Source organism: Bombilactobacillus mellifer (assembly GCF_000970795.1).
Taxonomy (GTDB): Bacteria; Bacillota; Bacilli; order Lactobacillales; family Lactobacillaceae; genus Bombilactobacillus; species Bombilactobacillus mellifer.
The window spans coordinates 75135-87945 of record NZ_KQ034029.1; the positions used below are offsets into that span (position 1 = coordinate 75135).

Sequence of the window (12811 nt, forward strand, 5' to 3'; positions counted from 1 at the left end):
AGTTATAACTCGAACTTAACTGCGGCGGCCACCACGACCGCCCCGTTTTCCTTCTGTATTTTTTTTTAAGGTCGATAAACGATCCTGACTTTCTTTCATAAAACCTGCTAAAAGGGTATCAAAGTCATCTTTACTATCCTTTTTATTATTGGAATGATGATAATTACTATTGGTACGATTCTGATGATGTGGGTGGGAGTGATGATTTTTGGAAGCTGGTTTTTCTGCTTGTTTAATTGACAATGCAATTTTGCCATGTTCGACATTCACCACCATCGCTGTCACAGTATCGCCGACACTGAGCTTATCATGAATATCTTTGACATAGTCATTGGAAATTTGACTAATGTGCACCAGTCCACTTTGACCATCACCAAGATCAACAAAAGCTCCAAAATCTTTAATTCCAGTAACTTTACCAGTTACTTTGGTACCCACAGATACGGTCATGGTATTTCCTTACTCCTTAAAAGTTAAGATTTTGATTGGCCTCATTCGGAATATTATAAATAATTTCATTGTCCTTAGAGTAATTAAAACGATAGCGAATCAAATTATCTAAATATTCGGGATTATGGAGTTGTCGGACTTCAGTTTGCAAATTAGCTTGTTTTTGTTTCGTTTGTTGTAAACGTTTTTGATGTTGGTTAAATTCAACTCGCGTTTGCTCACGTTCTTGTTGTGCTTGGACCACACGACTACCCAAAGCGACTAAAATAACTAATCCGACAGCCAATAACAGTGTAATCCGCCGCCGGTGTACCTGAATAATACGACGTTTAAACTTGTTTTCTGCTGAAGCATCGCTATTGTTTAATTTAATCGGATACACATTGCGTCGACGTCTTGGCTGTTGCAATTCAATCCCTCCACCAAAGAAGCTCTTAACAGTAAGTATACCAACATCTTGAAAGGGTGTCCATTATTTATTTCAGACTCACTCTACTCTTTTATACAAATCGGTTGCTTCATTTTTTTTAGCCAATTCATTCAGTTGTAAAACCTGTACTTTAACTGTTTTGTCACCATAATGAATCGTGATTATATCTCCTACTTGAACATCACTACTGGACTTAGCCACACGATCATTGACACTAATTCGTCCCTTGTCAGCAATCTCTTTGGCCAAAGTTCGCCGCTTGACCAAACGGGAAACTTTTAAGTATTTATCTAAGCGCATCATCTTTCTCCTTTATTAAATATTTCATCAACGGTACTAAATGCCATTCTTCAATAGTTAACAATTGACTGTGCCAACTGAAAATCCCTATACACAACACACCAACAATTATATTCACTACTACTTCTACGAACGCATAACCTCGCGTCGTTGGCCAGAAAAAAGTTTCTACCTGGAGCAAAATACCAACCACTACGGCCATGCCTCCAGCCACTAGAACCAATTTTGGGAAATATTTATCCCGCCACAAAATACTCTTTAAATCGGCAGTCGCCCGTTGATATAACTTCAAAGCCAAAAAGGCACTTGCAATTACGGTGGCCCAACTAGCGCCCCATAAGCCCCAAGGTTTAATTAAAAGATCGTTTAGTAACAATTTTAACACTACTGCCAGACAAACTAATAATACATTGCCTTGAGACTGATGGCGAGCCTGCATAATAATATTCATTAAAGTCGCATATGACCAAAAAATGACTGCGCAACAATACAGCGCTAATGGTCCACTGTAGGCCGCATCTTTAAATAACAGGGTATTAATTTGCGGCATCAACACGACTAAACCAACAGTGGCACTAGTCGTTAACCACAGGCCTAATCTACAACTGACAGTAATGATTCGCTGCTGCATTGCCAGATTCGATTGGCCTAATTGCGGCATTAAAGAAGTAGCAAACGAAAGTCCAATTACCATCACTAATTGTGCTAATGGTTGCCCGCGATCATAAATACCCTTGATAATTTGAGGTTGATCATAATGCCCCTGCTGTAAGAGCCGTAACAAATTAAAAGTATCAACTATTTGCCATAATATAATTAAGCTGCCAAAAATACTTAAAGCCAAGCCCTCTTTAAAAAAACGCCGATATAAAATTTTTCTCGGCCCAACTGCAGATGTTGTGCTAAAAACCAGCTTACGGCAATAGAATGCTAAAACAGCTAACGAAACCACAGCTCCCAAGCCAGCTCCCGCATGAGCCCAAGCTCCCATAGGATATAACTGTAAATTCTTCTGGCGCCAAGCTAGTGCCGCTAAGATAATAACCGCTACGCGGACCACCTGTTCACTGATTTGTGAAAATGCCGTAGGTTCCATCTGCAGTTGTCCCTGAAACGTTCCGCGCAAAACTCCCTCCAAGGGTGCCAAGGCATAAAATAAAGCCATGGCTTTAATTAACGGTGCTAAGTTCTTATCACCCATCAGCTGTGCCAACACCGAAGCCCCGCACCAAAGGATTAACGCACTACTAAGACCCCAAAGCACTGCAAAGCGCCATAAGCGCTGAAAATTAGCTTGCTGAGCCGTGTGATCTTGAGCCATGACTTGCGAAACAAACAAGGGCAAACCTACTAACGCCAAGGAACTAGCTAAACCGTAAAAAGGATAAATTTGCTGATAAACAAAAAATCCCCGATCACCCACAATATTCTGTAATGGAATCCGATAAAGAGCACTTAAAATTTTGGCAATTAAGGCCGCCAGCGATAAGAGCCATGTTCCGGTCATAAAATTTGCTTGACGAGCCGGCTCCCTCATGAAGCTGCCTGTTGTTGCGTAGCAGTCGCCAAATTAGCTAATTCTTGCATTAACCGCAAAAGTTCCGGTAGAAAATCTTTAGCGGGATCATTGAGCTTTAATTGCACCACAAAATAATGATGTTCATTAGCCACACGGGCTTTTAAAACTGTGACGGTTAATGCTTTAAAGAGTTGTTCACCGGTTAAATAATTATTGGCTAACTGATCAAATTGAATAGTCAAAAGCTTTTGTTTTTGATTGATGCTTTTAACTAATGCTGTATCTGCCAGTAGCTTAATTTGTGTTAATTTAAATAATTGTGCGACTTCTTGCGGATATTTACCAAAGCGCTCTTTAAATTCTTGCTGCAAAGAGGTTAATTGTGTCACTGTATGCGCTTCACGCAACCGCTTATACATCTCAATCTTTTGCAATTCATCACTAATATATTCGGTTGGTATATAAGCATCCAAATTTAATTTAACTTCACAATTCGTATGCGTGGCCTGCTTTTTAGCGCCGCGGCGTTTAGCTACTGCTTCCTCTAACATCTGCGTATATAGATCGTAACCCACCGAATCGATAAATCCATGCTGCTGCTGGCCTAATAAATTACCTGCTCCACGAATCGCTAAATCGCGCATCGCAATTTTAAAACCGGAGCCCAATTCCGTGAAATTTTTAATGGCTTCTAAGCGTTTTTCACCTACTTCTGTCAAAGTCTTATCCGGCCGATACATGAAGTAAGCATAAGCCACCCGACTGGAACGGCCCACGCGCCCACGTAATTGATACAATTGGGCTAACCCATAATGATCTGCATTTTCGACAATCAAAGTATTCGCATTGGGCATATCTACACCGGTTTCAATAATCGTAGTCGTAATTAGGACATCATATTCGCCAGCTAAAAAATCACTGATCACTCCTTCTAGTTGCACTTGCGTTAATTGACCATTGGCAATGGCGACTCGCGCATCCGGTACCAAACTAGTAATAAGTTGGGCTGTTTGTTCCATATCTTCCACCCGATTATGCAGATAAAAGACTTGTCCGCCCCGTTCCAATTCGCGCTCAATCGCACTGCGTACGACATCATAATTTTGTTCCATCACAAAAGTTTGAATCGGATAACGGTTGGGAGGAGCTGTTTCAATAACCGATAAATCGCGCACCCCATTCATAGACATATTTAAGGTTCGCGGAATCGGCGTAGCAGTCATCGTTAACACATCAATTTGGGATTTTAACTGTTTTAAACGTTCCTTATGTTTTACGCCAAACCGCTGTTCTTCATCGACAATTAACAACCCCAAGTCCGCAAATTGAATATCTTTGGATAATAGACGATGAGTCCCCACTACAATATCAATAGAACCATCCAGTAAACCTTTTTTAGTTGCTGTTTGTTGAGCGCGGGTTTGAAAACGTGACATAATTGCGGCTTGGACTGGGAAACTTTTGAAACGTTCGACAATCGTTTGATAATGCTGTTGCGCCAAAATCGTCGTCGGTACTAAAAAGGCGACCTGTTTGCCATCATTGATAGCTTTGAAAGCTGCTCGCAAAGCCACTTCTGTTTTACCAAAACCCACATCGCCCACTAAAAGTCGATCCATTGGATGAGGACTTTCCATATCGCGTTTGATTTCTTGGATACTGCGTAATTGATCCGGTGTTTCGACATAAGTAAACTCATCGTCAAATTGTTTTTGCAAATCATCGTCGGCCGAAAAAGCAAAACCGCGTTCTGCCTTACGTTGCGCATATAAATCCATCAAATCGTCCGCAATATCTTCAATATTTTTCTGGACCTTTTGCTTTGTTTTATGCCATTCCGTGCCGCCTAATTTATTTAATTTCGGTGCTTTGCCTTCTGCCGAAACATATTTTTGCACCATATTTAATTGTGTAACCGGGATTAATAATTGACCATCATCGCGATAGGTAATCGTAATATAATCTTGGTGCTTACCATCCACTTCCAGCGTTTGAATGCCTACAAAGCGGCCAATACCATGATTGACATGAACCACGTAATCGCCCGGCTTTAAATCTGTATAACTTTTTAAACGTTCCGCATTACTCAATTGCGTATGAAAGCGATGGTGTTTGGTAGGCTGATTAAATAATTCTTTTTCGGTAATTACCACTAATTTTTCATTAGGTAATTCAAATCCTGCTAGTAAGCCGCCCTCAACTAATTGCAAGGCTCCTACTTGGAGATCCGTTTTCGAACTAATGATCGCGGTAATACCAAAGTCCCGCAAAGTGTTTTGCATTTTCTGAATTTGAACCGCATTGTTAATCAGTAACACCGTCGTATAGCCTAATTTTTGCCAGCGGGTCACTTCCGTTTTTAAAAGCGGCAAATTGCTGAAAAACTGTTGAACACTACGACTTGTAATATCTAGTAATTGCTGAAATTTCCGGTGACCACGATTTTTAGGAAAAAGTGATAAATGAATTTCTGCTTGGTTGATTTTAGTCAAAACCGGCGCCAAGTCTAAATGAAATTTCTGTTCTGGTAAAAATTTTCCTTGATCAAATTGGCTTTCAAACCAAGCTAAATTCTCCGCCTGATTCGTTTGATCTTGTTCCACTAAACGATCATAGTCATCAAAAACGATAATGCCTTCTAAACTTAAATAATGACTCAAATTAGCCGGGTCGGGATATAAATAAGACACATAGCGGCTGGGATTAGCTACAGGATTCCCACTTTGCAAAGTAGTAAGATCTTCTTGAAAATTATCCTGTAAATTTTGTTGCACTTTCTTATCGGTAATTTGCTTAATCTGGGTGGTCAATTGCTGACTGAGAACCGCCGCCGCCGCTTTTAATTGGTCACTAGTAGCAATTCGGTCACTGGCCGGTGAGAGCTGGATTTGCTGAATAGCTTGATGATTGCGCTGCGAAGCCGGATCCAAAAAATGCAACGTTTCCACTTGATCATCAAAAAATTCAATCCGTACAGGTTGACCTGTTAGCGGATAAACATCCACAATGTCGCCTCGAATAGCAAATTCACCCGGGTTAGCTACGAGGTTTTGGCGTTGATAACCCATGGCCACCAACTGTTCAGGTAATTGTTCTAATGGATATGAGGCACCAATGGTCAAAGTAAAATGTGCCTGATCAAATTGCGTCGGTGCCGGTAAAATCTCTTCCAGACCCGCGACAGATGTTACGACCACACCGGCTTGTTGACTACGCAAAAAATCCAGCGCGGCTAAACGCTGGCTCAAAGCTTCCGGCGAACTAATCGCAATTTGCGTAGCAATCGTCGCTTCGACCGGAAATAAGTGCACTGACGGTATTTCTAATAGTTGCACTAAATCTTCATATAATTGACTTGCATGGTAAGTATCCGGTTCCACGACTAATAGAGGTTGTTTTTTTTGCCTCACCAGATTAGCTAAAAATAAAGCTTTGGCTGAATTGGTCAACCCCGTTACCAATTGACATGTTCGGGGTTTAAGCTGTGATAAAAAAGTCTGCAAGGCCGAATTGGTCTGCCAAAAATCAACTAATTCCACAATTACTCTCCATTTTAATTAAATTGATTCATCGTCTGCATAAAATCATCGTGTGTGATCCAATCAATCACTGCTGCCGTGGCCCGTTTCACACCCGCTTGCGCTTGAAGCGCTTGTTCGCCTGCAAAAGGAGTTAAAACCCAATCCACCACGGTTTGTTTTTGGGGATGGGCAATTCCAATTTTGATTCGCTTAAATTGTTCTGTCCCTAAAGCAGCAATAATGCTTTTTAAACCATTATGTCCCCCCGCAGATCCTTTTTGCCGTAACCGGATCTTACCAACAGGCAAATCTAAATCATCTTGAATAATTAAAATTTCTTCCGGATAAATTTGATAAAAGCCCATTAAAGGCCGCACGGCATTGCCTGAGTTGTTCATAAATGTTAGCGGTTTCACCAAATAAATTGTTTCACCCTGATATTTAAAGCGCACATCTAAAGCCGAAAATTCACGCTTTGTTAATTCTACACCAAAATGTTGGGCTAGTAGATCAATTGTCATAAATCCCATATTATGTTTGGTGCCTTCGTATTGTGGCCCAGGGTTACCTAAGCCGAAAATTGCCTTCATTTCATCTCATCCTATTTCTTAGTGTTAACGTTGGTCGATTATAACATAATTCTCAGAATCAATAACCAATCAAAAATTGTATTTTTAATGAAAATTCATGAAAATGATATTTAAAACCCTTTCAAAGTGAGATAATTTTGGTTTTCATTATACTACCATGTTACAATCGATAATGAAAAAAATTGTAAACATAAAGGAGCACATTGAATTATGACTAGTATTACTGATAAAAACCATACTAAAGTGATTTTAGTAGGCGACGGAGCAGTGGGATCTTCATTTGCCTATGCTATGACCTTACAAGGCATCGCTAACGAAATTGGGATCGTAGACATTGCTAAAGAAAAAACTCAAGGTGACGCCATTGATATTGCTGACGCGACTAGTTTTTCATATCCGAAGAACGTTTATGCTGCCGAATACAGTGATGCTAAAGATGCTGATTTGGTAGTAATCACTGCTGGTGCTCCCCAAAAACCTGGCGAAACTCGTCTGGATCTAGTGAATAAAAACTTGAAAATTTTAAAAACGATTGTTGATCCAGTAGTGGAATCTGGATTTAATGGTATTTTTGTAGTAGCTGCTAATCCGGTGGACATTTTGACATACGGTACTTGGAAGTTATCGGGCTTCCCGAAAGAACGGGTCATTGGTTCCGGAACTTCTTTAGATACCGCTCGGTTACGGAAATTTGTAGGTCAAGAATTAAACGTAGATCCACGTTCGATCCATGGTTACGTTTTGGGCGAACATGGTGACAGTGAATTTGTTGCTTGGTCTCACTTGACTATTGGTGGTTTAACAATGGCTGAATATCAACAAACCCATCCTGAAATTACCGATGAAAAATTGCAAGCTATTAATGATCGGGTAGTTAATTCAGCTTACGAAATTATTAATTTAAAAGGTGCCACATTCTATGGCATCGGCACAGCTTTAGCTCGTATTGCTAAGGCGCTCTTGGCTGATGAAAAAACAGTGTTACCTTTATCCGTTTATATGAATGGCCAATATGGCGTTCAAGATCTTTATGTTGGTTCTCCGGTAGTGGTTAATCGCAATGGCGTCCAAGAAATTTTAGAAGTACCTTTGAATGCTGCGGAACAAGAAAAGATGAACAACTCTGCTGCGCAATTAACCAAAGTTGCCCATGATGGTTTTAAAGCTGTAGGTATTGAATAAGCCAATTTTTGATTAGCACTAACTGCCATTTATTAATGGCAGTTTTTTTATTTTTTAAATCCGCGCTGTGCTATGATAAAGGCAAAAGCTCATCAGAGAGGAGGATGAATATTTTGATGAAAAAAGCTATGTTAATTTTATTAATTTTATGTTTAGTGGTCGTCCTAATAGGTACTTTACTAGGTAATTGGTTCTTGGGGATTGTGCCCATTTTTCTTGCGATGTGGCCGGCAGCCTACTTTGGAACTAGTGATGACTAATCAAGTACTTCTAAAAATTTTGAGGATAAAATAATGCTGATCAAATCTTTAGTTTTAAAGAAACGTTATTTAGTTACCGTCCAGGAATCGGTGACCTTAGAACAGGCTTTAAAAATTCTGGAAGAATCCGATAATCGCTGTGTCCCTATTTTAGATGAAACCGGAACAATTTTTCGGGGCAATATTTATAAAATGCATATCTATCGTCATAAATCCCGCAATGGGGACATGTCTTTGCCAGTGACATATTTATTGAAAAATGCCACCAAAACTATTCCCATTAATGCTCCTTTTTTTAAAGTTTTTTTTAACATCAAAGATTTACCCTACATTGCTGTTTTAGACGAAAATCATCATTTTTACGGCATTCTCACCCATACTAAACTTCTAGAAATGTTGTCCGAGGCGTGGAATATTAATACCGGCAGTTACGTATTAACCGTCATTTCCTCTGGTCAAGCGGGACAGCTGGCGGAAATCTCCAGTATTATTAACCAAGAAGTCAATATTGTCGGTTGTTTAACCTTAGACGCTCGAAAAACTGCTTTGGTAAGACGCAATCTCTTTACCTTGCAACCACAAGTGAACGCCGAACAATTACGCCGGATTGTCGACAATTTAGAAGCCAATAATTTTCGGGTTTCCGAAATTGATGACTTACAAAAAGGAACGATTTTAGACCAATTGCCTGCCGAATAATTAAAAAACTGACTCACTTAACTAAGTGAGTCAGTTTTTTAATAAGTAAGCGGTTATTAAATCTATGTTTATAAATGAATACTGATTTTTAAAGCCTTATCTACGGCATGCATCTTACTAGCTGATAAAGTCGTGACCTTTTCTTTCAAGCGTTGCTTATCAATGGTTCGAATCTGTTCCGTCAAAATAACGGAGTTTTTGCTAACTCCGTCTTCCACCGTAATACCAACATGCGTTGGCATTTTGGGCTTCTCGATTCGTCCAGTAATTGCTGCAATGATTGTAGTTGGACTATATTTATTACCAATATTATTTTGAATTACTAACACTGGCCGCATTCCCCCCTGCTCGGAACCAACTACGGGAGAAAGATCGGCATAATAAATATCACCGCGTTTAATAGTTAAAGTCAATAGTCCTTTTGTCTGCCTCCTGTTCACAAATTGAAAATTCTTTACTGAGTTCTTCGTTGATATCTGCCATATCCAAATAACCATGAATTAATTGATCAACAATATTGTTAGGATGATTAAAAAAACTTAACAGAGCCTCATCGACTATAAAATCAATATCACAAGCATTTTTGCTCACATAACTTTCTAGTTGATTCAATACTTCAGCATCTAGTTGCACGGAAATATTTCTCTGATTGTCAGCCATGGTTACTTCCTCCTCAATCATACTTTCAAGCATAATATACCATAGATTATTTGCTTAATTCACGTACTTTCGAGGAATTCGATCGGATAAATTACAAATAATTTCGTAATTTATTGTATGACTATATTCCGCCAATTCATCCACCGTGATGGTCTGCCCTTGATTAGAACCAATTAATGTGACTTTCGTTCCTACCGGATAGGCTTGGGGGACTTTAATCATCATCTGATCCATACAAATACGCCCGACAATCGGGCACCGCTGACCCGCCACCAAAACACTACTGCCGCTCAGCCGCCGCAGCCAACCATCTGCGTAACCGATAGGTAGAGTAGCAATGAACTCATCTGTCGCAGTGGTATATGTCGCCCCATAACTGATTTTTTGACCTGCAGGTAGTAATTTGAGATGTGAAATTTCTGTTTCCAAACTCAGCGCCGGTTGTAAAGCATAAGGCAAATCGGTAATCGCAGTTCCTGAAGGATTCAACCCGTATAAAGCAATACCGAACCGAACTAGTTGTTTTTGATAGGATAAATGCCACAAAGCTGTGGCCGAATTAGCACAATGCATGTATTTAAACTTGATCGGTAAATGCGCTGTCATTTGGTCAAATAGCGTCATCTGATGCTGTAAATAATCCGTATTTTTTTCATCGGCCGTAGCAAAATGTGTAAAAATACCCTCAGCGATCAATTGCGGCGTTTGCTGTAGAAAATGACAAGCTTGCTGAACTGAAGCTACTGAAGTTAATCCGATCCGTCCCATCCCCGTATCAAGGGCTAAATGAATTTTCAAAGGCTGTGTAACACTTTGGGCGGCAGCTTCTAGCCAAGCTTGACTTGGAGCCGTTAACGAAATGTCCTGCTGGCTGGCAAGAGTCGTTTGCGCTACAGGAGTTACACCTAAGACCAAAATCGGCTCGGTAAGTCCAGCCGCTCTTAATTCTAAAGCTTCATCTAAAGTTGCGACACAAAAGCCGGCAATATGCTGTTCATGCAACAGACGAGCTACTGGGACTGCACCATGATGATAACCATCTGCCTTGACAACTGCAAAAATTTGCGTTGTTGGATCTAAGATTTGGCGTTGATGAGCTAAATTAGCGCGAATGGCTTGCCGATCAATAATAATTTGCGTAGGTCGATGAACTGAAGGTTGCATACATTCTATTCCTTTCCGTTCGTTTCTAAAAGCACTTGCGTGACGACATATTGTTGCGTATGCGAAATCGAGATAAAAACTTGTCCGGGAAAGATCTGTTGCACTACTTGCGGTCGTCCCTGAGCCGTATCTAAAATACTTAAATCTTGAAAACTCAGTTTTCCTATTCCCGTCCCCCAAGCTTTACTAAAGGCTTCCTTGGCTGAAAAACGGCCCGCTAAATACTCTTGTTGTCGCGCACCCGAATATTGTTGCCAAACTGTTTTTTCCGCCGGTGTCAAAACTTTATCCACAAAACGTGGATTCTTTTGCGCAGCCCGCTCAATTCTTGAAATTTCTGCTAAGTCGATACCGATCCCATAAATCATTAGTTGTCCCCATTCAAAAAGGCCGAAACCTGATTGTTTTCGACCTTCAAGATAGCCTATTGTGAACCAGAAGTCAATTATTTATCAATTCCGGTTAGTTAATAATTTGTACTGTGAATTTTAAAATCGCGTTTTCCACGAGACTTACTATGCGTCCGGTCATGGTCAAAATCTCTATTACGCCGTTCGCGATGACTATGATTAAAGCGGCGATCCCGATAATTACGCCGATTAGACCGCCGGTGATCGCGGTTATTCCCACTTCGGCGACTAGGCAAAGGCCGTTCTGGTGTAATATGAACTGGAATGGATTCCGGATCTTTGCTGAGACTCTTCAATAAAAGTTCTGTTACTGTCAAGGCATCATATTTTTCTAAGAGTGTTTGTGCCACAGGGGCAAACTTATCTAAACCGCCCGCTTGAACTTGCTCGGCAATTTGCGTTTGCGCCGCTTTTAATTGCCCGTTCAAAGCTTCTTGTGCTGTTGGTGGCTTCAAAGGTAACATTCGTACATTGGTTAATTGTTCAATACTCCGTAAATAACTGAGCTCATTGGGAGCCACAAAGGTTACGGAAATCCCGGAATGACCCGCACGTCCAGTCCGGCCAATTCGATGCACATAACTATCAGGATCTTGTGGAATATCATAATTATAAACATGACTGACACCAGTGATATCAAGACCACGGGCGGCCACATCAGTGGCAATTAAATAAGTTAATTTGCCCGCTTTAAATTGATGCAACACACTCATTCGTTTTTGTTGGGACAAATCACCATGGATTCCTTCGGCATTATAACCACGTGCTTTGAGTCCCCGTGTTAATTCATCTACTCGGCGTTTAGTCCGGCCAAAGATTAAAGCTAATTCCGGTTGTTGCACATCAAAAAAACGCGTCATAATATTGAATTTTTCATATTCTTTGGAACGTACCATGTATTGCTCAATTTTATCCGCCGTTAATTCTTTCGACTTGATTTTAACAATTTTGGGATTCTGCATAAATTTAGCTGCAATATGCATAATGGGCTTGGGCATTGTCGCTGAATATAACAATGTTTGGTGGTCTTCCGGTACTGTTTTCAAAATGTTTTCAATATCGTCCACAAAACCCATATCTAACATTTCGTCAGCTTCATCCAAGACAACTTGTTGAATATGCTCCAGTTTTAAGGTCCGACGATTAATATGGTCTAACAGACGTCCCGGCGTACCGACAACAATCTGGGGATGATTCTTCAATTGTTGAATCTGCCGCCGAATATCCGAACCACCATAAACTGCAATCACTTTAGCATGCCGATTTTTGCCTAAACGTTGTAATTCTTCTTGCGTTTGCACCGCCAATTCGCGTGTCGGTGAAATAATTAATGCTTGAATATTCACAGACTGGGGATCAACTTCCTGCAAAATAGGCAACCCAAAAGAAGCTGTTTTCCCAGTACCTGTTTGTGCCTGTCCAATGACATCGGCGCCACTTAAAACTAACGGGATCGTTTGCGCTTGAATTGGAGTGGGTGCGTCAAAACCAGCTGCAGTTACTGCTGTTAACAAGCTCTCGTCTAAATTAAGTTCACTAAATTTCAAAAATATCCTCCTATATGTGAATGAATATATATCACAAAACAGGACTCATTTTCTAAATTTGGTAACTGCCTTGCAATAT

General features: G+C 40.3%; 14 protein-coding genes. 3 read left to right on the top strand and 11 right to left on the bottom strand.

The genetic code is table 11. The features are described 5' to 3' along the window. Window positions 1–15: 15 nt before the first annotated feature. The 6 genes from JG30_RS06555 to pth all read right to left on the bottom strand — a co-directional run bounded on the left by JG30_RS06555 (window position 16) and on the right by pth (window position 6810). Window positions 16–450 carry a S1 domain-containing RNA-binding protein gene (locus tag JG30_RS06555; RefSeq protein ID WP_046317438.1) on the bottom strand — a complete coding sequence of 145 codons (435 nt, stop codon included), beginning with the start codon at window positions 448–450 and terminating at the stop codon, window positions 16–18. Between the two features lie 16 nt (window positions 451–466). Continuing rightward, entirely contained in the window at window positions 467–859 is a 393-nt protein-coding gene (locus JG30_RS06560) for an FtsB family cell division protein (protein ID WP_052725254.1), read from the bottom strand. Between the two features lie 78 nt (window positions 860–937). After that, window positions 938–1180: an RNA-binding S4 domain-containing protein gene (locus JG30_RS06565; RefSeq protein WP_046317441.1), complete on the bottom strand. Its 243-nt coding sequence runs from the start codon at window positions 1178–1180 to the stop codon at window positions 938–940. After that, window positions 1167–2717: an oligosaccharide flippase family protein gene (locus tag JG30_RS06570; protein ID WP_046317443.1), complete on the bottom strand. Its 1551-nt coding sequence runs from the start codon at window positions 2715–2717 to the stop codon at window positions 1167–1169. The genes JG30_RS06565 and JG30_RS06570 overlap by 14 nt, the downstream gene beginning before the upstream one ends. Continuing rightward, complete coding sequence (gene mfd / locus JG30_RS06575) at window positions 2714–6238, bottom strand: transcription-repair coupling factor (protein ID WP_046317444.1); 3525 nt, start codon at window positions 6236–6238, stop codon at window positions 2714–2716. The genes JG30_RS06570 and mfd overlap by 4 nt, the downstream gene beginning before the upstream one ends. A 14-nt stretch (window positions 6239–6252) precedes the next feature. Next, on the bottom strand, window positions 6253–6810 hold the full coding sequence (gene pth, locus JG30_RS06580) for an aminoacyl-tRNA hydrolase (RefSeq protein WP_046317445.1): 558 nt from the start codon (window positions 6808–6810) through the stop codon (window positions 6253–6255). Window positions 6811–7020: 210 nt separating this feature from the next. On the opposite strand from pth, the gene JG30_RS06585 reads away from it, so the two are divergent. From JG30_RS06585 to cbpA, 3 genes are all read left to right on the top strand, one after another. Further along, window positions 7021–7992: an L-lactate dehydrogenase gene (locus JG30_RS06585; protein ID WP_046317447.1), complete on the top strand. Its 972-nt coding sequence runs from the start codon at window positions 7021–7023 to the stop codon at window positions 7990–7992. A 113-nt stretch (window positions 7993–8105) separates the two neighbouring features. Further along, complete coding sequence (locus JG30_RS09075; RefSeq protein ID WP_198205197.1) at window positions 8106–8252, top strand: hypothetical protein; 147 nt, start codon at window positions 8106–8108, stop codon at window positions 8250–8252. A gap of 33 nt (window positions 8253–8285) precedes the next feature. Beyond that, on the top strand, window positions 8286–8951 hold the full coding sequence (gene cbpA, locus JG30_RS06590; RefSeq protein ID WP_046317450.1) for a cyclic di-AMP binding protein CbpA: 666 nt from the start codon (window positions 8286–8288) through the stop codon (window positions 8949–8951). Window positions 8952–9019: 68 nt separating this feature from the next. On the opposite strand, the gene JG30_RS06595 is transcribed toward cbpA, so the two are convergent. From JG30_RS06595 to cshA, 5 genes are all read right to left on the bottom strand, one after another. After that, window positions 9020–9364 carry a type II toxin-antitoxin system PemK/MazF family toxin gene (locus JG30_RS06595; protein WP_046317451.1) on the bottom strand — a complete coding sequence of 115 codons (345 nt, stop codon included), beginning with the start codon at window positions 9362–9364 and terminating at the stop codon, window positions 9020–9022. Then, window positions 9348–9611 (bottom strand): hypothetical protein, encoded by a 264-nt coding sequence (locus JG30_RS09080; protein ID WP_046317453.1) that lies wholly within the window; start codon window positions 9609–9611, stop codon window positions 9348–9350. Before JG30_RS09080 ends, JG30_RS06595 begins: the two co-directional genes overlap by 17 nt. A 54-nt stretch (window positions 9612–9665) precedes the next feature. Further along, a complete protein-coding gene (gene alr, locus JG30_RS06605) occupies window positions 9666–10775 on the bottom strand; it encodes an alanine racemase (protein WP_046317456.1) in 1110 nt (369 codons plus the stop codon). Between the two features lie 5 nt (window positions 10776–10780). Further along, complete coding sequence (gene acpS, locus JG30_RS06610; protein WP_046317458.1) at window positions 10781–11143, bottom strand: holo-ACP synthase; 363 nt, start codon at window positions 11141–11143, stop codon at window positions 10781–10783. Window positions 11144–11241: 98 nt separating this feature from the next. Beyond that, window positions 11242–12732 (bottom strand): degradosome RNA helicase CshA, encoded by a 1491-nt coding sequence (gene cshA, locus JG30_RS06615; RefSeq protein ID WP_046317459.1) that lies wholly within the window; start codon window positions 12730–12732, stop codon window positions 11242–11244. Window positions 12733–12811: the final 79 nt, after the last annotated feature.